The sequence below is a fragment of the Variovorax paradoxus genome, from assembly GCF_024734665.1.
In the GTDB taxonomy this organism is placed as follows: Bacteria; Pseudomonadota; Gammaproteobacteria; order Burkholderiales; family Burkholderiaceae_C; genus Variovorax.
In genome coordinates this window covers 2750983-2772788 of sequence record NZ_CP102931.1, presented here as the reverse complement: position 1 = coordinate 2772788, position 21806 = coordinate 2750983, and the positions used below count along the sequence as shown (strand labels likewise).

Here is a 21806-nt window from a genome sequence, read left to right as displayed (position 1 = left end):
TTTTTCTCGTGGGTTGGTTGTGGGAATCAGGGATTCTAGGAAGTAATTATTGAGGTAGCGTCGGACGCGTTCCCGTCGCGTCGCCCGGCGTGACGGTCAGGTCGACTTCGCCATCGGCGAGCCGTGCCTTGACGGCGTCGCCCGGCGCCAGTTGCGTTGCGCTGACGATCGCATGACCTTCTGTATCGGTCAGCCACGCATAGCCACGCTGCAAGACCAGTGCCGGATCGAGCAGCCGCATGCGCAAGGCCACGCGTTCCAGGCGCTCACGACGCTGCACCAGTGCACGCCCCAGCTTCAGGGGAAAGTCCGCAGCGATTGACCGGGGCACCTGCGACAGGCGCTCCCGCCTCGACAGCACCGCATACCGAAGGCGCTGCACATGGTGCGCCAGGCGCAGTTGCTGGCGCGTCACAAGGTTCGAGGGTCGACCGAGGCGCCCCGCCGCCTGGTCGACGCGCTGTCCAAGGGCATCAAGGCGCCCGCCCAGCGCATCGCCGAGACGCTCGTCGAGCAGATCGAGCGCACCGAGCCACATGTCGCGCGGCGCACTCACCAATTCTGCCGCGGCGGTTGGCGTGGGCGCGCGCAGATCGGCGCAGAAGTCGGCGATGGTGAAGTCGGTTTCGTGCCCCACACCACTGATCAGCGGCACCGGGCTCTGCACGATGGTGCGCGCCAGGGTCTCATCGTTGAAGGCCCAGAGGTCTTCGATGGAGCCACCGCCACGCACCAGCAGGATCACATCGACGGCGGGTGCAAAGTCATAGAGCGATTGCAGCGCCCGCATCAGTTCGGCCGGCGCATTGGCTCCTTGCACTGCCGCGGGTGCAAGTACGACCGGAATGTGTGGAACGCGTCTTCGTAGCGCCGTCACAACGTCGTGCAAGGCCGCCGCGCCCAGCGACGTGACGACGCCGACCGCGCGCGGCATGGCCGGTAGCGCCCGCTTGCGCGCCGGATCGAAGAGTCCCTCGGCTTCCAGGCGTGCCTTGCGTTGCATGAACTGCTCGAACAAGGCGCCCTGCCCGGCTCGCCGCAAACTCTCTACAACCAGTTGAAGATCGCCGCGTGGCTCGTACACCGCAAGACGCCCGCGCACCTCGACCTGATCGCCATCGCGAGGCGAAAAGTCGAGCAAACCGGCTGCCCGCCGGAACATCGCGCAGCGCAGCTGGCCGGACTCGTCCTTGAGCGCGAAGTAACAATGTCCACTTGACGCGCGCGAAAAACCCGAGATCTCGCCGCGCACGGTCACCGGATTGAAGCGCGCATCGAGCGCGTCGGCCACCGCATGGCACAGCGCGCCCACTGCCCAGACACGCGGCCCGGGCGCGGAATTCGATTCACGCAAGTTCACAAAATGCACGCTCGGCCAAATGCCACTCTTCCACAACGGGCCGCACGCCCCTCGTCATCAGACCCCGGTGCGGGGCAGGCGCACGGTTTCTCGTGCAAGCCATTGATTTCATTGAAAAAAGTGCTGCTCAAAATTCAGTCGATCTAGCGGAAAGGCCGCCCCATGCGGGTCCGGATGAGTTGCGCAGCAGGTTAATCACAAAGTTATCCACAGAATCTGTGCGTCCTTGCCGACACAAAAACAAGGCGCGTGCCGATGGTGGGCTCAGTGGATAATCGCCGCGCATTTGCAGTCTACGGGCCGGAGGATTTTCTTGTTTTCCATCATAGTTGCCGCGGGTTGGCCAATCTGGCCCTTGCTCGCTTGTTCAGTCATTGCGCTCGCGCTGGTTATAGAACGTTTCACGAGTCTCAAGACCGTGAGGGTACTGCCGCCGAAGCTGCTCGACGAAACCATCACCGTGTCGCACGGCGCCATTCCCGGCCCGGACATCGTGACCAAACTTGAACGCAACTCGATGCTCGGCCAGGTGCTGGCCGCAGGCCTGCGAGCGTTGAACGCCAATCCGCGCTGCACCGAAGACGACCTGCGCGCCGCCATGGAGGCCTCCGGCCGCACCGTGGCGCACAAGCTCGAGCGCTACCTGCCTGCCTTGGCTACCATCGCGTCGGCAGCCCCGCTGCTGGGGCTGCTGGGCACGGTGATCGGCATGATCGAGATCTTCGGCTCGCAGTCGCCGGGCAGCGGCGCTGTCGGCTCGGGCAACCCTGCGCAACTGGCGCACGGCATCTCGATCGCGCTCTACAACACGGCCTTCGGCCTGATCGTCGCCATTCCGACGCTGATCTTCTGGCGCTATTTCCGCAGCCGGGTCGACGAATACCTGCTGAATCTCGAACTCTCAGGCGAGCGTTTTGCCCGCCACCTGAACGCCCTGCGCAAATGACCCGCGCCCGCATGCAGTTCCGCCACGGCGCGCGCGACGAGCCGGAGATCAACCTGATCCCGTTCATCGACGTGCTGCTGGTGATCCTGATCTTCCTGATGCTGTCGACCACCTACAGCAAGTTCACCGAGATGCAGCTGCGGCTGCCAACGGCGGACGTCGATGCGCAGCGCGACTACCCGAAGGAAGTGATCGTGGCGGTGTCGGCCGACGGCCGCTACTCGATCAACAAGACCCCGGTGGCCGACCGCAGCGTTGAGACCGTGACGGCCGCCCTCGCCGCCGCGGCCACGGGCGGCAAGGACAGCGTGGTGATCATCAGCGCCGACGCGACCAGCCCGCACCAGGCGGTGGTGACGGTGATGGAGGCCGCGCGCCGCGCCGGCCTGATGCAGATCACCTTCGCCGCACAGTCGACGGCGCAAGCCGGGCACTGAGTGCCTTCCGACGGCAGCAGCGGCAGCACGGGTTCGCCGTCGGCCTCGCGGCTGCAGAACGCCTGGTTGAGCCGCGGCCCTCTGGCTTGCCTGCTGTGGCCGCTGTCGCTCATCTACGCTGCGCTTTTCGCCGCGCGTGGGTGGCTCTATCGCGTGGGATGGCTGCGGACCGAGCGTGTGCGCGTCCCGGTGATCGTGGTTGGCAACGTGATTGCGGGCGGAGCCGGCAAGACGCCGGTCGTGATGGCCGTTGTCCGGCATCTGCAAGAGCGGGGATTTCGGGTCGGCGTGGTGTCGCGCGGCTACGGCCGCCGCACCGATGACTGCCGCGAAGTGCTCAGCGACAGCGATCCGCAAGATGTGGGAGACGAACCCGCGCTGATTCACCATGCCACGAAGGCGCCGGTGTTCGTGGCACGCCAGCGCATCGATGCCGCGCGCACCTTGCTCGAGCGGCATCCGGCCACGCAGGTCATCGTGAGCGACGATGGTCTGCAACACTTGGCGCTTGCGCGCGACATCGAGATCTGCGTGTTCGACGACCGGGGCACCGGCAATGGCTGGCAACTGCCCGCAGGTCCGTTGCGCGAAACCTGGCCACGCCGCTGCGATCTGGTGCTGCACAGCGGGGCACGGCCGGCCTTTGCCGGGGGCCATACGGCCACCCGGGCTCTCGCGCACGATGCGTTGGGCAGTGACGGGAAGCGCGTGCCATTGGCTGCCCTTGCGGGCCAGCCCGTGACAGCACTGGCGGCCATCGCACGGCCCGAGGCCTTCTTCGACATGCTGCGCGCGCGCGGCCTGACGCTCGCCAACACCATCGCCCTGCCCGATCACTTCGATTTCGAAGATTGGCAGCGCCCCGCAGACACGGCGAGCACCCTCATCTGCACCGAAAAAGACGCCATCAAACTGTGGCGCAAGGCGCCCGATGCGCTGGCCGTGCCGCTGGAGTTCGCGCCCTCCGCGGATTTCTTCGCCGCGCTCGACGCAAAGCTATCATCGCTCGATGGATATCAAGCTGCTTGAACTGCTCGTCTGCCCCGTCACCAAGGGGCCGCTGACCTGGAACCCCGAGAAGCAGGAGCTCTGCTCGCGCAGCGCGCGCCTTGCTTATCCGGTGCGCGACGGTATTCCGGTGCTGCTCGAAAACGAAGCACGCACGCTCTCCGACGAAGAGCTCGGGCTGTGAGCTTCACCGTTCTGGTGCCGGCGCGCCTGGCGTCGACACGGCTTCCCAACAAACCGCTGGCCGACATCGCCGGCGTGCCCATGGTGGTGCGCGTGGCGCAGCGCGCCAGCGAATCCGGCGCGGCGCGCGTGGTGGTCGCCGGCGACGACCCGTCGATCATTGCGGCATGCCAGGCGCACGGTGTCGAGGCCATCCTCACTCGCCAGGACCATCCCAGCGGCACCGACCGGCTGGCCGAAGCCTGCGAACTACTGGGCCTGGATGGCGACGACATCGTCATCAACGTTCAAGGCGACGAGCCGCTGATCGACCCCGGGCTGATCGACGCCGTGGCATCCACGCTGGCCACCCATGCAGAAGCCGCGATGAGCACGGCCGCCCACGAAATCGACTCTGTCGACGACTTCATGAACCCCAACGTGGTGAAGGCAGTGCTGGACGCGCAAGGCAACGCCATGTACTTCAGCCGCGCACCAATCCCTTGGTGGCGCGACGGCTCCGCCAACGGTGCGGCGCCTGCGGTGCTGCCTACCCCTGCCCCGCTGCGCCACATCGGCATCTACGGCTATCGCGCGGGCTTCGTGCGACAGTTTCCCTCGCTGCCACCGGCTCCCGTCGAGGCGACCGAGGCACTCGAACAGCTGCGCGCGCTGTGGCACGGCCATCGCATCGCGGTGCACGTGAGCCATGTTGCACCCGGACCGGGCATCGACACGCCCGAAGACCTGGCGCGCGTGCGCGCCGTCTTCGCCGCCGCGCCTCCCGCCTGAGGCGCTCCCATGCCTGCGCGGGCGGTGGAAATTCTTCGAGGGCACGCGTGCTATCCTCGACGCAACTCCGCCTTGCCCAGCCCTCGGGCCGACGCTCGGCGCGACACAAAATCTAAGAACCGTCCGAGGACACCATGAGACTAATTTTGCTGGGCGCGCCCGGGGCGGGCAAAGGCACGCAAGCGGCCTTCATTTGCCAAAAATACAGCATTCCCCAGATTTCGACCGGCGACATGCTGCGCGCAGCCGTCAAGGCAGGCACACCGCTCGGGCTGCAAGCCAAGGCCGTCATGGACGCAGGCGCCCTGGTCAGCGACGACCTGATCATCAATCTCGTCAAGGAACGCATTGCGCAGCCCGATTGCGCAGCCGGCTTCCTGTTCGACGGTTTCCCGCGCACCATTCCTCAAGCCGACGCCATGAAGGCGGCCGGCGTCAAGCTCGACTACGTGCTCGAAATCGACGTGCCCTTCGGCGACATCATCGAACGCATGAGCGGCCGCCGCTCGCACCCGGCCTCGGGGCGCACCTACCACGTCAAGTTCAATCCGCCCAAGGTGGAAGGCAAGGACGACGTCACTGGTGAAGACCTGATCCAGCGCGAAGACGACAAGGAGGAAACCGTGCGCAAGCGGCTCGACGTGTACAGCCAGCAGACGCGGCCACTGGTCGACTACTACTCCGCCTGGGCCAAGACCGACCCAGCCGCCGCGCCGAAGTACCGCGCCATCAAGGGTGTGGGCACGGTCGACGAGATCACGCAGCGTGCGCTGGCTGCACTGAGCAGCTGATCTCGATCTGATTCCCGAAACCGCCCCTTCAACGGGGCGGTTTTGTTTTCACCCCAGCAGTTCCAGCATCAGCGCGATGCGCGCCTTCACGGGTGTCAGCGCGCCCGCATCACGGAGCTGGTCCCCGGCCTTCGGCAGGATGCGTCCGTTCGCGCAACGCGTGGCTCGAACCACCGCAACGCCCGCGTCCTGCGCCTTGAGCGCTGACGCTTCCAACGCATGGTGCAGGGTGCCGTTGCCGGTGGCGGCGAGCACCAGCCCGCGCACGGGCCCGGCAGCGCCGTGCTGCAGCAGGGCTTCGATCACAGCTCCGCTGACGCCGGCATGGCTCACGACGATCTCGACGCGGGGCCACTGCACGGAGGTCGCCTCGAAGAGCTTCGACGCCTGCGACGCCGATCCCTCGGGCCACTCCCGGACACGGCGCACCTCTCCTTCTTCGACGTAGCCGACCGGCCCCGCATCGCCTGAAGCAAAGGCATCGAGCCGATAGGTGTGCACCTTCTGGATATCGACGCCACTGTGGATAGCGCCGGCGCACACCACGGTCACGCCCCGTGCGCCTTCCGTCGCGGCGACGCTGACGGCGTCGCGCACGTTCTGCGGTCCGTCGGGCGCCAGCGCGGTGGCCGGGCGCATCGCACAGGTGAGCACCACGGGCTTGGACGGAGCCAGCACAGAGTGCAGGAAGAACGCCGTCTCTTCGAGCGTGTCGGTGCCATGCGTGATCACCACGCCCGCCACGTCGGCCTGGGCCAGCCAATGCGCACAGCGCCGGGCCAGCTGCTGCCAGATGTCGAACGACATGTCCTTGCTGTCGACCTGCGCCACCTGCTCTGCCTCCAGAGCGACGCCCTCGGGCGCCTCGATTCCGCCCAGCAGATCGGCCACGCCCACTTGCCCGGCGGTGTACCCGATGTTGTCGCCGCTGCTGGCTGCCCGGCCGGCAATGGTGCCGCCCGTTCCCAAAACCACCACACGACGGCGCACTTCAGGCGAAGAGGAATTGACCATGGCTTGTCAACTTTTAAAAACTGGTTAAAAATACAGGTACTGGATATCTAGCCAGTGCCGCAAGGAACCACATATGCAGTTCGCCGTGAAGCTTACAGCCCGCCAGCAGCAGATCCTGGATCTCATCCAGAGCGCCATCGCACGCACTGGTGCGCCACCCACGCGCGCCGAAATCGCCAATGAGCTCGGGTTCAAGTCGGCCAACGCCGCCGAAGAGCACCTGCAGGCGCTGGCACGCAAGGGCGTCATCGAACTCGTCAGCGGCACCTCGCGCGGCATCCGCCTCAAGGGCGACGCCCTGCGCTCTCTCAACGAAACGCGTCATCGCGAAGGTGGCCAGTTCTCGCTCTCGCTGCCCGGCATGGCCCAACTGGCGCTGCCGCTCATTGGCCGTGTCGCAGCTGGCTCGCCCATCCTGGCGCAAGAGCACGTCGACCAGACCTACTACGTCGAGAACACGCTATTCCAGCGCCAGCCTGACTACCTGCTCAAGGTGCGCGGCATGTCGATGCGCGACGCCGGCATCATGGACGGCGACCTGCTCGCGGTGCAGGCCACCAAGGAAGCGCGCAACGGCCAGATCGTGGTTGCGCGCCTGGGTGACGAAGTGACCGTCAAGCGCCTGAAGCGCAACAAGCAGGTCATCGAGCTGCACGCCGAAAACCCCGACTACCCGACCATCATCGTCCAGCCGGGCGAGCCTTTCGAAATCGAAGGCCTCGCAGTGGGGCTCATCCGCAACACCATGCTGATGTAGGCCTCGCGGCCTGCTTTCCGCAGCACCCCATCCGGCAGCGACAGGTGGCGGGCGTATGGCGAAGAGTCGCCATCACCCTGTCGCGGCCGATTCAAGAAATCCTGCCTGTGTTCAACCTCATACTTTTTTGGAGTTCACATGGGAATCGCCCTCCTCGCCATCGCTGATTTCTGGATGCCGCTGCAATCGCTGGCCAGCCGCCTGATGCCGGCGCGCCGCCCTCACCGCAGGGATCGCATCGACGCAGCCGAAACCTCGGCCGGATTGCGCTATGTAGCAGTGCGCCCTGCCTGCACCGCCCGCTCCAGCGGCACTGCAACGCCCACAGCCCCAGCGCGTCCGTTGCGCGTGGTCCGCGTGGTCGACGGCAAGGGCCAGCAGCACAGCAACCGCGTCGTGATCTCTGGTCGCATGGCCGACGTCTGCGCCGAACTCGACCGGCTGGCAGCGCTCGAAACCGCCGAAACCATGGCCACGCCCCCGCGTTCAACACGCCTGCATTGAGCCCGAACACCCCTGCGAGCGGCTGTGGGGGCGGGTATCCAAACGTTCACGGGCACGACATTCCAATGCTGCGAGGCACAATGGCACGCCATGAACATTGTGATCCTCGACGATTACCAGGACGCCGTGCGCAAATTGCGCTGCGCCGCCAAGCTGGACGCGTACGCGGCCAAGGTCTACACCAACACGGTGAAGGGCATCGGGCAACTATCGGTCCGCCTCAAGGATGCCGACGTGATCGTGCTGATCCGCGAGCGCACCCATATCTCGCGCCAGCTGATCGAGAAGCTGCCCAAGCTCAAGCTCATCTCGCAGACCGGGCGCGTCGCCGGGCACATCGACGTCGCGGCCTGCACCGAGCGCGGCGTGGCGGTGGCGGAAGGCTCGGGCTCTCCGCAGGCGCCTGCGGAGCTCACTTGGGCGCTCATCATGGCTGCCATGCGCCGGCTGCCCCAGTACATCAGCAACCTCAAGCACGGTGCATGGCAACAGTCAGGCCTCAAGTCGGCCTCGATGCCGCCCAACTTCGGGCTCGGCTCGGTGCTCAAGGGCAAGACGCTGTGCATCTGGGGCTATGGCCGCATCGGCCAGTTGGTCGCGCGCTATGGGCAGGCCTTCGGAATGCAGGTCGTGATCTGGGGCCGTGAAGCCAGCTGCGCCAAGGCCCGTTCCGACGGCTTCCAGGTCGCGCAGAACCGTCACGAGTTCTTCGCCGCTGCAGACGTGCTGTCGGTGCATCTGCGGCTCAACGAAGAAACCAACGGTCTCATCACGCTGGAAGACCTGTCGCGCATGAAGCCGACTGCGTTGTTCGTTAACACCTCGCGCGCCGAGCTGGTCGAAGCTGACGCCCTGCTCGCCGCACTCAACCGCGGCCGCCCCGGGCTGGCAGCCATCGACGTGTTCGAGAGCGAGCCGCCGCTGCAAGGCCATGCGCTCCTGCGCCTTGAGAACTGCATCTGCACGCCGCACATCGGCTACGTCGAGCAGGAAAGCTACGAGAGCTATTTCGGCCAGGCCTTCGACAACGTCGTGAGCTACATCAACGGCAACCCCACGAACATCGTGAATCCCGGCGCGCTGCAGGTCCGCCGGTGAGCCGGCCGGCGCCACAGGGTGCGCTCTGGGCGCTGCTCGTTGGCAATTTCGTGATTGGCACGGGCGTGATGGTGGTGCCCGGCACGCTCAATGAAATCAGCACATCGCTCTCGGTCACGGTCGCCACCGCGGGGCAACTGATCACGGCCGCCGCGGCGGTGATGTGCATCGGCGCTCCGCTGCTGGCCGCCGCGGTCGCGGGCTGGGACCGCCGGCAGCTGCTGGCCATCACCCTGCTCTGGTACGCCGCCGGCCACGTTCTTTGCGCACTGATGCCGAGCTTCGGCGCCCTGCTGCCGGTGCGCATGCTCACGGTGATCGCACCGGCCATCTTCACGCCCCAGGCTGCGGCCTGCGCCGGCATGCTGGTGCCGCCCGAGCATCGCGGACGCGCCGTCACCTTCGTCTTCCTCGGCTGGTCGATGGCATCGGTGCTGGGCCTGCCCATCGGCGCGCTGATCGGCGGGCATCTGGGCTGGCGCATGGCTTTCATGGCAATCGCGGCACTCAGTGTCGCGAGCGCGACATCGATCTGGCTCACCTTGCCGAGCGGCATCCGCCCTGCCGCACTGACCGCCGAAGCATGGTTGCGCGTGTTGCGCAGCCCGGTGCTGATGGGCATCGTGTCGGTCACGGCGCTGCAGGGCGCCGGCCAGTTCGTGCTGTTCAGCTATTTCGGTCCGATCCTCAAGCAGAGCTTCGGTGCCGACGCCACCACACTGAGCGTGATGTGGGCGCTGTTCGGCGTTTGCGGGCTGGTCGGCAACATGGTGGTCAGCCGGTACATCGACCGCGTGGGCGCCGGCCGCATGGTGCTGATCACGACCGTGCTGATCGCTTCGAGCCTGCTCGTGTGGCCGCTGGCCTCCACGCTCGCCTGGCTGGCCGTTGTGCTCGTTCCCTGGGGTCTGGGTTGCTTCGCCACCAATTCGGCCCAACAGGCCCGGCTGGTGGGCCTGGCGCCCGCACTCGCGCCGGGCTCGGTGGCGCTCAACAGTTCCGGCATCTATACCGGCCAGGCCGTGGGCGCTGCGCTCGGCGGCTGGCTGCTCGCCAACGATGCGGGCGCCTGGATGAGCTGGGCCGGCCTGGGCCTGGTGCTGATCGCCATTGCGCTGAGCGTGGCCATCGACCGCAGCCGCCGCACGGCCTGAAAACGCCTCCGCGTAAAACCCGTCACGCCCCATCCGCGCGGGACTGCAAAATCGAAGCCTTCGACAGCAGCATCTGCTCGGCACCTGCTTCGACACCTACATTGGCGCCTGCACGGCAGGCCCGGATACCACCCAACCAGTGAAAATCTCCAGCAAATGACAGTGAACTACTCCCGAATCGGCGTCATCGGCGCCGGCGCCATGGGTCGCGGCATCGCGCAGATTGCCGCCCAGGCGGGCAGCGAAGTGCTGCTGCTCGACAGCTTCGCGGGCGCCGCCGAACGCGGCCGCGAAGCCCTCGTCGCCCAATGGAACAAGCTGCACGAGAAGAACAAGATCGACGCCGCCACGCGCGATGCCCAGATCGCCCGCGTGAAGGCCGTCGATTCCATCCAGGCGCTGGCCGGCTGCGATCTTGTGATCGAAGCCGTGGTCGAAGATCTGGAAATCAAGCGCAAGCTGTTCCGCGAGCTCGAAGGCGTGGTGGCCGAGACCGCTACGCTGGTCACCAACACTTCTTCGCTCTCGGTAACGGCGATCGCGGCCGGGCTCAAGCGCCCCGAGCGCATCGCGGGCTTCCACTTCTTCAACCCCGTGCCGCTGATGAAGGTGGTCGAGGTGGTCGCGGGCTTCAAGACCGCGCCCGAGGTCTGCAAGCAACTGGCCGACTATGCGGTGCAGATGGGCCACAGCGCCGTACAGGCACAAGACACGCCCGGCTTCATCGTCAACCACGCGGGCCGCGGCTACGGCACCGAGGCGCTGCGCATCGTCGGCGAAGGCGTGACCGACTTCGTGACGGTCGACCGCATCCTCAAGGACCAGGCCGGCTTTCGCCTCGGCCCGTTCGAGCTGCTGGACCTGACGGCGCTCGACGTGTCGCACCCGGTGATGGAGTCGATCTACCACCAGTACTTCGAGGAGCCGCGCTTCCGCCCGAGCGTGATCACCGCGCAGCGCCTGGCAGCCGGCGCCCTGGGCCGCAAGACCAACGAGGGCTTCTACCGCTACAACGACGGCGTGATGCAGCAGACGCCCGAGGCGCCGCCGCCAGTGGTCGAGGGCACGCCCTCCGTCTGGGTCTCGCCGCGCGCAGCACGTCGCGCCGAGCTGCTGCGCCTCGTGAACACGCTGGGCGCGCAGATCGACAGCGGCGCCACGGCCGCGCCGCATTCGCTGATCCTGGTTGCGCCGCTGGGCTTCGACGTGACCACGGTCGCCGCGGTCGAGCGCCTGGACGCCACGCGCACCATCGGCATCGACATGCTGATCGACGACGCCGCCACCAAGCGCCGCGTACTCGCCACCAACCCCGCCACGCGCCGCGACATCCGCGACGCCGCGCACGCCCTCTTCGCCCGCGACGGCAAGGCCGTGAGCGTGATCCGCGACAGCGGCGGCTTCGTCACGCAGCGCGTGATCGGCACCATCGTCAACATCGCCACCGACATGTGCCAGCAGCGCGTGTGCACGCCGGCCGACCTCGAAACCGCGGTGCAGCTGGGTCTCGGCTATCCGCGCGGCCCGCTCGCCATGGGCAACCTCTACGGCCCGACCAACATGCTCGAAGTGCTGTTCAACCTGCAGACGGTCTACGGCGACCCGCGCTATCGCCCGAGCCCGTGGCTGCGCCGCCGCGGCGCGCTGGGCCTGAGCCTGCTGCACGAAGAAGAATAAAAACAAGCCATGACCGCCGAACTCAAAAGCACAAGCGAAGGCAGCACCATGGTGCTGACGATCGCCAACCCCACCCAGCGCAACGCACTGGGCCCCGAGATCTACGCCGCTGGCATCGAGGCGCTCAACGGCGCCGAGAACAGCGCCGAGATCCGCAGCGTCGTCATCGTGGGCGAAGGCTCATGGTTCTGCGCCGGCGGCTCGCTGCAGCGGCTGCTGGCCAACAGGCAGCTCGACCGCTCGGTGCAGGCCGAGAGCATCGAGGGCCTGCACAACTGGATCGATTCGATCCGCACCTTTCCCAAGCCGATCATCGCGGCTGTCGAAGGCGCGGCGGCCGGCGCCGGCTTCTCGCTCGCGCTGGCCTGCGACTTCGTGGTTGCGGCGCGCGACGCGGTGTTCGCGGCCTCGTACAGCAACGTGGCTCTGTCGCCCGACGGCGGCCTGAGCTGGCACCTGGGGCAGCAGCTGCCGCGCCAGCTGGCGAGCGAATGGCTGATGAACGGCGAGCGCATCGGCGCACCGCGCCTGCATGCGCTGGGCCTCGTCAACGAACTCACCGAAAACGGCCAGGCGCTCGCGGGCGCGTTGGCCCTGGCCACCCGGCTCAACGCGCGCGCACCGAATTCGCTGGCCAGCATCAAGGAACTGCTCAGCGAGGCACGGGGCGCCACGCTGGCTTCGCAGCTCTCGCAGGAGCGCGACCATTTCGTGCGCAACCTGCACCACGCGAACGCGGGCATCGGCATCGCCGCGTTCCTCGAGAAGAAGCCGCCGCAGTACGAGTAACGCCAAACGGCGTCGCTCCCGTGACACCCCCCAGCTTTTCAGTCGCCGAGAGGACAGACCAATGGACGACCCCATTCTTACTATCGAAGAACGTGAAGCGATCAACAGTGGTCGCTGGTTTTCTTCTCTATCTCCATCGCTACGGCACGACATCCTCCGATGCGCCTTTGTCAAACGCTACAAGGACGGCGACCTGATCGCTGCCCGCGGCGACCCGCCCGACCACTGGATTGCCTGCGCCAAGGGCGCGGTGCGCGTCAGCTCGACGGCCGTCTCGGGCAAGCAGGTGACGCTGACCTACGTGGAGCCGGGCATCTGGTTCGGCGACGTGGCGATGTTCGACGGGGATCGGCGCACGCACGACACCTACTCGCATGGCGACAGCACCATCCTGTGCGTGGCGCGGGCCGACTTCCAGAAGATCCTTGCCTCGCATGTGGAGCTGTACGAAGCGCTGATGCGGCTGCAGGCGCGCCGCATCCGCACGCTGTTCGGGCTGGTGGAAGACCTCAACACCCTGCCCCTGCGGGCAAGGCTGGCCAAGCAACTCATTCACCTCGTGCGCAGCTATGGCGTGCCGAACCTGGAAGACGGCAGCCAGATGCGCATCGGCCTGCAACTGGCGCAGGAAGAACTGGCGCAGCTGCTGGGCGCGTCGCGCCAGCGGGTCAACCAGGAACTGAAGACCATGGAGCGCGAGGGCACCATCCGGATCGAGCCGGGCGGCCTTGTGGTTCTGGACCGCGCGGCGCTGATGCGCGTCTCGGAAGCTGAGAACTAGAACACGGACAGACAGACAAGACCCACCGACATGAGCCAGGACTTCTCCAACTTCATCGGCACCCGTGCCGTCTCGCAACAGCACGCTTTCGATGTCGATGCGCTCGCGGCCTGGCTCGAAAAGAACCTCGACGGTTTCAAGGGCCCACTGACGGTCGAGATGTTCAAGGGCGGCCAGTCGAACCCGACCTACAAGCTCGTCACGCCCTCGCAAAGCTACGTGATGCGCGCCAAGCCCGGCCCGGTCGCCAAGCTGCTGCCCTCGGCCCATGCGGTAGAGCGCGAATTCAAGGTCATGAGCGGCCTGGCCGGCACCGACGTGCCGGTGCCACGCATGCATTGCCTATGCGAAGACGAAGCCATCATCGGCCGCGCCTTCTACGTCATGGAGTTCATGCAGGGCCGCGTGTTGTGGGACCAGTCGCTGCCCGGCTTCAGCAACGCCGAGCGCGCGGCTTACTACGACGAGATGAACCGCGTGATCGCGGCGCTGCACACGGTCGACTTCGCCGCCCGCGGCCTGGCCGACTACGGCAAGCCCGGCAACTACTTCGAGCGCCAGATCGGCCGCTGGAGCAAGCAGTACAAGGCCTCGGCCGATGGTGCCGGCGAGCTCTCGCAGCCCATCGAGGCCATGGAGCGGCTGATCGACTGGCTGCCCGCCCACATGCCGGCGAGCGCACGCGACGAAAGCAAGGTGTCGATCGTCCACGGCGACTACCGCCTCGACAACGTGATGTTCCACGCCACCGAGCCGCGCATCATCGCGGTGCTCGACTGGGAACTCTCCACGCTGGGCCATCCGCTGGCCGACTTCAGCTACCACTGCATGTCCTGGCACATGCCGCCCAGCACCGGGCGCGGCATCGGTGGTGTAGACCTCGTCTCGCTGGGCATTCCCACCGAGAGCGAATACATCCGCCGCTATTGCGAACGCACCCGCATCAGCACGCCCGAAGCACTGGCGCCCGACTGGAACTTCTACCAGGCCTACAACCTGTTCCGCATGGCCGCGATCCTGCAAGGCATTGCCAAGCGGGTCGAGGCCGGCACCGCGTCGAGCGAACAAGCCGCGGCCTCGGCCCGCGGCGCACGCCCCATGGCCGAAATGGCCTGGCAGTTTGCCCAAAAGGCATAAGCCGCCCCACACCCACCAGGAGACGAAGATGGATTTCGAATACTCGGCCAAGACCAAAGACCTGCAGAAACGCGTCAAGGCGTTCATGGACGACCACATCTATCCGGCCGAAGCCGAGTACCACGCCGAACTGGCTGCCAACACGGTCGCCGGCAAGCGCTGGTCGGCCCTCAAGACGGTCGAGAAGCTCAAGGACAAAGCCAAGGCCCAGGGCCTGTGGAACCTGTTCCTGCCGGTCGACAGCGCCGCCGCCTCGGGCTATGAAGGCGCGGGCCTGACCAACCAGGAATACGCCCCGCTGGCCGAAATCATGGGCGCGGTGCCGTGGGCGAGCGAAGCCTTCAACTGCTCGGCGCCCGACACTGGCAACATGGAGACCATCGCGCGCTACGGCTCGGACGAGATCAAGGCACGCTGGCTCAAGCCGCTGCTCGAAGGCCAGATCCGCTCGGCCTTCGCGATGACCGAACCCGAAGTGGCATCGAGCGACGCCACCAACATCTCCACGCGCATCGAACGCCAGGGCGACGAGTACGTGATCAATGGCCACAAGTGGTGGATTTCCGGCGCGGCCGATCCGCGCTGCGCGGTCTTCATCACCATGGGCAAGAGCGACCCCGACGCGCCTCGCCATTCGCAGCAAAGCATGATCGTGGTGCCGGCCGACGCCAAGGGCATCCGCATCGTGCGCCCGCTCAACGTGATGGGCTACGACGACGCGCCGCACGGCCACGTCGAGATGTACTTCGAGAACGTGCGCGTGCCGGCCGGCAACATGCTGCTCGGCGAAGGCCGCGGCTTCGAAATTGCGCAAGGCCGCCTTGGCCCGGGACGCATCCATCACTGCATGCGCCTGATCGGCCTGGCCGAGCGCGCGCTCGAACTGATGTGCAAGCGCGCCTCGTCGCGCGTGGCCTTCGGCAAGACCGTGGCCTCGCAGACCGTGACGCAGGAACGCATCGCCGAAGCCCGCTGCAAGATCGACATGGCCCGCCTGCTCACGCTCAAGGCCGCATGGCTGATGGACGTGGCCGGCAACAAGGTCGCCAAGAACGAGATCGCCATGATCAAGGTCGTCGCACCGTCGATGGCCTGCCAGGTGATCGACTGGGCCATGCAGGTCCACGGCGGCGGCGGCATGTGCGACGACTTCCCGCTGGCAGCAGCCTATGCCGGCGCGCGCACGCTGCGCTTTGCGGATGGTCCGGACGAAGTGCACCGCAACGCGATCGCCAAGTGGGAACTGGGTAAGTACGCGCCGAACAAGGCCGACGCTGAAATGCCGGTGACGCGCTTCTGATCTGTGTCTTGCCCCCTCTCCCCCCTGGGGAGAGGGCTGGGATGAGGGCCGACGGCGATCGATTCGCCCCGGCCCTTTTTCTTTTCAGAGCTTCTTCTGAAGGAAGACAGCGCTCCCGAACGCTGGATCGAGCTGGTAGCCCATGAACCCTTCGCGCTCGTACGCGCGCAGCGCGGGCGCGTTGCCCGAGAGCACTTCAAGCGTGAGCTTGCAGGCACCGCGCCTGCGCGCCTCCTGCTCCACCTGCGCGAACATCTTCTGCGCCACGCGCCGCCCACGGTGGCTGGACAGCACGACCACGTCGTGCACGTTCACCAGCGGTTTGCAGGCGAAGGTCGAGAAGCCCTCGATGCAGTTGATCAGGCCTACGGGCTGCCCACCGTCGTAAGCCAGCACGCTGAAGGCCTGGGGACGCGCCGCCAGTGCCGCGGGCAGGTTTTTGCGCACATCGGCATCGAGTGGCGTGCCGCCGCCGGCCGGGTCGCTGGCATAGGCGTTGAGAAGATCCACCAGAGCGGCAGCCTGCGCGGCGTCGCGGTAGTCCACCACGAAGGTTTCGATGCTCATTTAGCCGGCTCCAGCGTGGCGGCGAGGCGCTTGGCGCACGACTCGGACTGCTTCGCATCGCGGGCCTCGACCATCACGCGCACCAGCGGCTCGGTGCCGCTCGCACGGATCAGCACGCGGCCGCTGTCGCCCAGCTCGGCCTCGATGCGCTGCGTTTCGCTTGCGAGCGCCTTGTTGGCTTTCCAGTCCTGGTCGGGCGCGAGGCGCACGTTGATCAGCGTTTGCGGGAACAGCGTGACGCCTTCGAGCAGCTGCGCCACGGTCTTGCCGCTGCGTACGCAGGCCTGCAGCACCTGCAGCGCGCTCACGATGCCGTCGCCCGTGGTGTGGCGGTCGAGTGCCAGCAGGTGGCCGGAGCCCTCGCCGCCCAGCAGCCAGCCGCGCTTGTCGAGCTCTTCGAGCACATAGCGGTCGCCGACCTTGGCGCGCACGAACTCGATGCCATGCCCGCGCAACGCGACTTCGACGGCCTTGTTGGTCATGAGCGTGCCGACCACCCCCACCGGTTTCTCGCCGCGCGCGATGCGCTCGGTCACCATGAGATAGAGCAGTTCGTCGCCGTTGAAGAGCCGCCCGCTGGCATCGACCAGCTGCAGGCGGTCGGCGTCGCCGTCGAGCGCAATGCCGTAGTCGGCTCGCTGAGCCGTCACCGCGGCCACAAGGGCCTCGGGATGCGTGGCGCCGAAGCCCTTGTTGATGTTGAGCCCGTCAGGCGAAACGCCGATGCTGGTCACTTCCGCGCCCAGTTCGTGGAACACATTGGGCGCCACCTGGTAGGCCGCGCCGTGCGCCGCGTCGACCACCAGCTTCATGTCGCGCAGCGTCAGGTCGTTGGCGAAGGTGCTCTTGCAGAACTCGATGTAGCGGCCCGGTGCGTCGTTGAGGCGGCGCGCCTTGCCGAGGTTGGCGGAGTCCACCCACACCGGCGCTTCTTCCAGTACGGCTTCGACGGCCAGTTCCCAGGCGTCGTCGAGCTTGGTACCCTGCGCGCTGAAGAACTTGATGCCGTTGTCGGGGTAGGCGTTGTGGCTCGCGCTGATCACCACGCCGAGGCTCGCGCGCTGGGCGCGCGTGAGGTAGGCTACGCCGGGCGTGGGCAACGGGCCGAGCAACACCACGTCGACACCCGCCGAGTTGAAGCCCGACTCCAGCGCCGATTCAAGCATGTAGCCCGAAATGCGCGTGTCTTTGCCGATCAGCACCGTAGGGCGCGACTGGGTCTTCTTGAGCACGCGACCCACGGCGTGCGCGAGGCGCAACACGAAATCTGGCGTGATGGGCGCCTGGCCGACAGTGCCACGGATGCCGTCTGTGCCGAAATATTTGCGAGTCATGGTGTTGATGTCTGCTCTTGTGTTTGTTGTTGTGACTCTTGCGCCTTCATGGCGCGCCATACCGCGAGCGCGGCAACCGTGTCGCGCACGTCATGCACGCGCACCACGGCCGCTCCCCGGTCCACCGCCAGCACGGCAGCAGCGACGCTGGGCACGATGCGCTCGCCCGCCGCCTCGATGCCTGTAACCGCACCGATCGACGACTTGCGCGACCAGCCCAGCAATAGCGGATAGCCGGCGGCAAGCAGCTCGCGCTGGCGTGCCAGCAAGGCGAAATTCTGCGCCACCGTCTTGCCGAAGCCCACGCCGGGGTCGAGCGTGATGCGCGAATGGTCGACCCCCAGCGCGTGCAGAAGTTGCACCTGCGCCGTGAGGAAAGACAGCACCTCGGGGATCACATCGCCCGCCATGGGCACGGCCTGCATGGTCTGCGGGTCGCGGTGCATATGCATCAGGCAGACGCCGCACAAAGGGTGTGCCGCAACGGCCTCGCGCGCGCCCGGCTGGCGCAGCGCCCAGATGTCGTTGACGATGTCCGCGCCCAGGTCGAGCACCGCGCGCATCACCTCCGGCTTGTAGGTATCGATGGAGATAGGCACATTGAGCTTCACCGCCTCGCGCACCACGGGCAGCACACGCGCCAGCTCGGCGTCGAGCGGCACCGCGGGGCTGCCAGGGCGGGTCGATTCGCCGCCGATGTCGAGGATGTCGGCGCCCTCTTTCAGCAACTGCTCGCAGTGCTGCAGCGCCGCCTGGGTAGAAGCGTGGGCACCACCGTCGGAGAACGAATCGGGCGTGACGTTGACGATGCCCATCACGCGCGGCTGCGCGAGGTCGATGCGAAAGCGCGAGGTCTGCCACACCCCGCCGGATGGCGCCCCATGGAAAACGGGGCCAGAGGCCCCGTTGTTGCTTGATGCCAAGTCCACCTCAGGCCGCAGTGGGCGCCGGGTCAGGGTTGACTGCCGGCGTACCGCCGCTGCCACCACTGCCCGAAGGCGGGATGCGCGGCGTCCAGTCCTTGGGCGGGCGCGGCGCACGGCCGGCCATGATGTCGTCGAGCTGTTCGCTGTCGATGGTTTCCCACTCGAGCAGCGCCTTGGCCATGGCGTGCATCTTGTCGCTGTTCTCTTCGATCAGGCGGCGCGCCAGGGCGTACTGCTCGTCGATGATGCGGCGCACTTCGGAGTCGACCTTTTCCATGGTCTGCTCGCTCATGTTGGTCGTCTTGGTGACCGAGCGGCCCAGGAACACTTCGCCTTCGTTCTCGGCATAGACCATCGGGCCCAGCGCGTCGGTCATGCCGTAGCGCGTGACCATGTCGCGGGCGATGGAGGTCGCGCGCTCGAAGTCATTGCTCGCGCCGGTGGTCATCTGGTGCATGAACACTTCTTCGGCAATGCGGCCACCGAACAGCATGCTGATCTGGTTCAGCATGTATTCGCGGTCGTAGCTGTAGCGGTCTTGCGCAGGCAGGCTCATGGTCACGCCGAGGGCGCGGCCACGCGGAATGATCGTGACCTTGTGGACCGGGTCGCACTTGGGCAGCAGCTTGCCGATGAGGGCGTGGCCGGACTCGTGGTAGGCCGTGTTGCGGCGCTCTTCCTCGGGCATGACCATGCTCTTGCGCTCGGGGCCCATGAAGATCTTGTCCTTGGCCTTCTCGAAGTCCTGCATCTCGACGACGCGCGCATTGCGACGGGCGGCCATCAGGGCGGCTTCGTTGCAGAGATTGGCCAGGTCGGCGCCGGACATGCCGGGCGTGCCGCGGGCGATCACGCTCGGATTCACGTCCTGGCCCAGCGGAACCTTGCGCATGTGCACGCCGAGGATCTGTTCACGGCCGCGGATGTCGGGCAGCGTGACGTACACCTGACGGTCGAAGCGACCGGGGCGCAGCAGAGCGGCGTCCAGGATGTCGGGTCGGTTGGTGGCTGCCACCACGATCACGCCGAGATTGGTTTCGAAGCCGTCCATCTCGACCAGCATCTGGTTGAGCGTTTGTTCGCGTTCGTCATTGCCGCCGCCGAGGCCGGCACCGCGCTGACGGCCCACAGCATCGATTTCGTCGATGAAGATGATGCAAGGCGCGTTCTTCTTGGCGTTCTCGAACATGTCGCGCACACGGGCCGCGCCCACGCCGACGAACATTTCAACGAAGTCGGAACCCGAAATCGAGAAGAAAGGCACCTTGGCTTCGCCGGCGATCGACTTGGCCAGCAGCGTCTTGCCGGTGCCCGGAGGGCCGACCAGCAGCAAACCGCGAGGAATGCGGCCGCCGAGCTTCTGGAAGCGCTGCGGGTCTTTCAGGAAGTCGACCACTTCACGGACTTCTTCCTTGGCCTCGTCGCAGCCCGCGACGTCGGCAAAAGTGACCGTGTTGTTGTTCTCGTCCATCATGCGGGCCTTGCTCTTGCCGAAGCTGAACGCCCCGCCCTTGCCGCCGCCCTGCATCTGTCGCATGAAGTAGATCCAGACGCCGATCAGCAGCAGCATCGGGCCCCAGCTGACCAGCAGCGTCATGAGCAGCGAGCTCTCTTCGCGCGGCTTGACGTCGAACTTGACGTTGTGGTCGATCAGGTCGCCCACGAGGCCGCGGTCGAGCACCGTGGCGGTCGTGCGGATCTTGCGATCGTCATTGGTGACTGCGACGATCTCACCGCCGGCAGCGCCCTCGGGAATGACGGCGCTCTTGACCTGGTTGTTGCGGACCTGGTCCAGAAACTCGGAGTAGCTGACTGTCCCCGAGCCGACGCCACCGCGGGTGTCGAACTGCTTGAACACAGTGAACAACACCATGGCAATGACGAGCCATACGGCAACTTTGGAAAACCACTGATTGTTCAAACGAAGCTCCAGGCTAAAGCGCGTGACAGTTAAATGAAAAAACGCGCTGTGGGTACGCAATTGCGCCCCATTTTAGGCTTTTCAAGCTGCGAAAAGCGGGCATTTCCCTAATGCAGCCATAGCCTGACAAGGGTTTGCGCCACAAACGCACCCTCGGCGGCAAGGTATCAAGGCGTATCCGGGGCCTTCAGGCCCATGCCGACCAGGAAGGTCTCGGCCGATTTGTCCCGCGACGCCTTGGGTTTGAAGGGCTTCACGATGCGGAAATTCGCCTTGAAGAGCTTCACCAGCTCGTCGTAGCCACCGCCGTGGAACAGCTTGGCCACCAGCGCCCCCTCGGGCTTCAGGTGGTGCTGGGCAAAGTCGATGGCAAGCTCGATCAGGTGCGCCACCCGGGCGGCGTCGGCTGAATGGATGCCCGACAGGTTGGGTGCCATGTCCGACACCACCAGGTCGGCCTTGCGGCCTGCCAGGACGCCCAGCAACTGTTGCAGCAGCGCGTCTTCGCGGAAATCCCCCTGCAGGAAGGTCACGCCCTCGATGGGCTCCATCGGCAGGATGTCGAGCGAAACAATGGTGCCGTTCAGCTCGCCGGCCGCGGCGCCGCCGGGCGACATGCGCCGGCGCAGGTACTGGCTCCAGGCGCCGGGGGTGGAGCCGAGGTCCACCACCAGCTGGCCCGGCTTGACGAGACCGAGCGACTCGTCGATTTCCTTGAGCTTGTAGGCGGCGCGCGCGCGATAACCCTCCTTGGTGGCGAGCTTCACGTAGGGATCGTTGATATGGTCGTGAAGCCACGCTTTATTGACTTTTTTGCTTTTGGCTTTGGTGCTCATGAGGGTCTTCGTGTACGCGTCGATAATACGGGGATGCCCGCCATTCAACTTACCCCTGCCGAGCGCAAGGTGCACCGCGCCGAAGCTCACCACCTGGATCCGATCGTCATGGTCGGTGGAGACGGGCTCACCCCTGCCGTAAAAAAAGAAGCCGACGCGGCACTCAAGGCCCATGGCCTGATCAAGATCCGCGTCTTCTCCGACGACCGCCTCGCCCGCGACGCCATGCTGCGCGAGCTGTCCGACGAGCTCGATGCCGCCCCCATCCAGCACATCGGCAAGCTGCTGGTGCTGTGGCGCCCGAAGCCCGAAAAAGAGCGCGTGGTCGATGAAGACCGCATGCCCGGCCCGCGCGACGTGAAGATCGTCAAGTACAGCAAGCGCGGCGGCCAACGGCCTGAAATCAAGACCCTGCGCGTGCTCGGCAACCAGCGCCTGACCCCTGGCGGCACCATCAAGCGCGCCAAGGCAAAACGGCCCCTGTCGGCCAAGAAGCGCAACCAGGCGGACTGAGC

General features: G+C 66.2%; 23 protein-coding genes. 16 read left to right on the top strand and 7 right to left on the bottom strand.

All coding sequences use genetic code 11. From position 1 onward, the window contains the following. Nucleotides 1–46: 46 nt before the first annotated feature. On the bottom strand, nucleotides 47–1360 hold the full coding sequence (gene xseA, locus NWF24_RS13045; RefSeq protein ID WP_258354510.1) for an exodeoxyribonuclease VII large subunit: 1314 nt from the start codon (nucleotides 1358–1360) through the stop codon (nucleotides 47–49). A 313-nt stretch (nucleotides 1361–1673) separates the two neighbouring features. On the opposite strand from xseA, the gene NWF24_RS13040 reads away from it, so the two are divergent. From NWF24_RS13040 to adk, 6 genes are all read left to right on the top strand, one after another. Then, complete coding sequence (locus NWF24_RS13040; RefSeq protein WP_042674017.1) at nucleotides 1674–2306, top strand: MotA/TolQ/ExbB proton channel family protein; 633 nt, start codon at nucleotides 1674–1676, stop codon at nucleotides 2304–2306. 11 nt (nucleotides 2307–2317) lie between these two features. Continuing rightward, a complete protein-coding gene (locus NWF24_RS13035) occupies nucleotides 2318–2743 on the top strand; it encodes an ExbD/TolR family protein (protein WP_056519147.1) in 426 nt (141 codons plus the stop codon). Further along, on the top strand, nucleotides 2744–3772 hold the full coding sequence (gene lpxK, locus NWF24_RS13030) for a tetraacyldisaccharide 4'-kinase (RefSeq protein ID WP_258354509.1): 1029 nt from the start codon (nucleotides 2744–2746) through the stop codon (nucleotides 3770–3772). Further along, nucleotides 3753–3935, top strand: coding sequence for a Trm112 family protein (locus NWF24_RS13025; RefSeq protein WP_093056575.1), 183 nt, complete (start codon nucleotides 3753–3755; stop codon nucleotides 3933–3935). Before lpxK ends, NWF24_RS13025 begins: the two co-directional genes overlap by 20 nt. Beyond that, a complete protein-coding gene (gene kdsB, locus NWF24_RS13020; RefSeq protein ID WP_258354508.1) occupies nucleotides 3932–4705 on the top strand; it encodes a 3-deoxy-manno-octulosonate cytidylyltransferase in 774 nt (257 codons plus the stop codon). The genes NWF24_RS13025 and kdsB overlap by 4 nt, the downstream gene beginning before the upstream one ends. Before the next feature lie 134 nt (nucleotides 4706–4839). Beyond that, nucleotides 4840–5496 carry an adenylate kinase gene (gene adk / locus NWF24_RS13015; protein ID WP_093056573.1) on the top strand — a complete coding sequence of 219 codons (657 nt, stop codon included), beginning with the start codon at nucleotides 4840–4842 and terminating at the stop codon, nucleotides 5494–5496. 48 nt (nucleotides 5497–5544) lie between these two features. On the opposite strand, the gene NWF24_RS13010 is transcribed toward adk, so the two are convergent. After that, complete coding sequence (locus NWF24_RS13010) at nucleotides 5545–6510, bottom strand: asparaginase (RefSeq protein WP_258354507.1); 966 nt, start codon at nucleotides 6508–6510, stop codon at nucleotides 5545–5547. A 73-nt stretch (nucleotides 6511–6583) separates the two neighbouring features. On the opposite strand from NWF24_RS13010, the gene lexA reads away from it, so the two are divergent. The 9 genes from lexA to NWF24_RS12965 all read left to right on the top strand — a co-directional run bounded on the left by lexA (nucleotide 6584) and on the right by NWF24_RS12965 (nucleotide 15707). Further along, nucleotides 6584–7267: a transcriptional repressor LexA gene (lexA, locus tag NWF24_RS13005; RefSeq protein ID WP_013541704.1), complete on the top strand. Its 684-nt coding sequence runs from the start codon at nucleotides 6584–6586 to the stop codon at nucleotides 7265–7267. Between the two features lie 138 nt (nucleotides 7268–7405). Beyond that, a complete protein-coding gene (locus tag NWF24_RS13000) occupies nucleotides 7406–7771 on the top strand; it encodes a hypothetical protein (RefSeq protein ID WP_258354506.1) in 366 nt (121 codons plus the stop codon). Between the two features lie 90 nt (nucleotides 7772–7861). Then, nucleotides 7862–8869, top strand: coding sequence for a D-2-hydroxyacid dehydrogenase family protein (locus tag NWF24_RS12995; protein ID WP_093056570.1), 1008 nt, complete (start codon nucleotides 7862–7864; stop codon nucleotides 8867–8869). Next, nucleotides 8866–10023 (top strand): MFS transporter, encoded by a 1158-nt coding sequence (locus NWF24_RS12990; protein ID WP_258354505.1) that lies wholly within the window; start codon nucleotides 8866–8868, stop codon nucleotides 10021–10023. Before NWF24_RS12995 ends, NWF24_RS12990 begins: the two co-directional genes overlap by 4 nt. A 156-nt stretch (nucleotides 10024–10179) precedes the next feature. Next, nucleotides 10180–11700, top strand: coding sequence for a 3-hydroxyacyl-CoA dehydrogenase (locus tag NWF24_RS12985; protein WP_258354504.1), 1521 nt, complete (start codon nucleotides 10180–10182; stop codon nucleotides 11698–11700). A 9-nt stretch (nucleotides 11701–11709) separates the two neighbouring features. Further along, nucleotides 11710–12489, top strand: coding sequence for an oxepin-CoA hydrolase, alternative type (locus NWF24_RS12980; protein WP_258354503.1), 780 nt, complete (start codon nucleotides 11710–11712; stop codon nucleotides 12487–12489). A gap of 61 nt (nucleotides 12490–12550) precedes the next feature. Further along, nucleotides 12551–13270 (top strand): Crp/Fnr family transcriptional regulator, encoded by a 720-nt coding sequence (locus NWF24_RS12975; protein WP_237680243.1) that lies wholly within the window; start codon nucleotides 12551–12553, stop codon nucleotides 13268–13270. A 30-nt stretch (nucleotides 13271–13300) separates the two neighbouring features. Continuing rightward, nucleotides 13301–14407: a phosphotransferase gene (locus NWF24_RS12970; protein ID WP_258354502.1), complete on the top strand. Its 1107-nt coding sequence runs from the start codon at nucleotides 13301–13303 to the stop codon at nucleotides 14405–14407. Nucleotides 14408–14435: 28 nt separating this feature from the next. After that, nucleotides 14436–15707, top strand: a complete 1272-nt coding sequence (locus NWF24_RS12965; protein WP_093175711.1) for an acyl-CoA dehydrogenase family protein — start codon at nucleotides 14436–14438, stop codon at nucleotides 15705–15707. A gap of 84 nt (nucleotides 15708–15791) precedes the next feature. On the opposite strand, the gene NWF24_RS12960 is transcribed toward NWF24_RS12965, so the two are convergent. From NWF24_RS12960 to NWF24_RS12940, 5 genes are all read right to left on the bottom strand, one after another. Next, nucleotides 15792–16274, bottom strand: a complete 483-nt coding sequence (locus NWF24_RS12960; protein ID WP_258354501.1) for a GNAT family N-acetyltransferase — start codon at nucleotides 16272–16274, stop codon at nucleotides 15792–15794. After that, on the bottom strand, nucleotides 16271–17608 hold the full coding sequence (gene glmM / locus NWF24_RS12955) for a phosphoglucosamine mutase (RefSeq protein ID WP_258354500.1): 1338 nt from the start codon (nucleotides 17606–17608) through the stop codon (nucleotides 16271–16273). The genes NWF24_RS12960 and glmM overlap by 4 nt, the downstream gene beginning before the upstream one ends. After that, nucleotides 17605–18423 (bottom strand): dihydropteroate synthase, encoded by an 819-nt coding sequence (gene folP / locus NWF24_RS12950; protein WP_258355285.1) that lies wholly within the window; start codon nucleotides 18421–18423, stop codon nucleotides 17605–17607. Before folP ends, glmM begins: the two co-directional genes overlap by 4 nt. Nucleotides 18424–18538: 115 nt before the next feature. Continuing rightward, entirely contained in the window at nucleotides 18539–20455 is a 1917-nt protein-coding gene (ftsH, locus tag NWF24_RS12945; protein WP_093056561.1) for an ATP-dependent zinc metalloprotease FtsH, read from the bottom strand. Nucleotides 20456–20622: 167 nt separating this feature from the next. Beyond that, nucleotides 20623–21291, bottom strand: coding sequence for an RlmE family RNA methyltransferase (locus NWF24_RS12940; protein ID WP_258354499.1), 669 nt, complete (start codon nucleotides 21289–21291; stop codon nucleotides 20623–20625). Between the two features lie 33 nt (nucleotides 21292–21324). Between NWF24_RS12940 and NWF24_RS12935 the strand changes: the two genes are divergently transcribed. After that, nucleotides 21325–21804 (top strand): YhbY family RNA-binding protein, encoded by a 480-nt coding sequence (locus NWF24_RS12935; protein WP_093056559.1) that lies wholly within the window; start codon nucleotides 21325–21327, stop codon nucleotides 21802–21804. Nucleotides 21805–21806 lie beyond the last annotated feature (2 nt).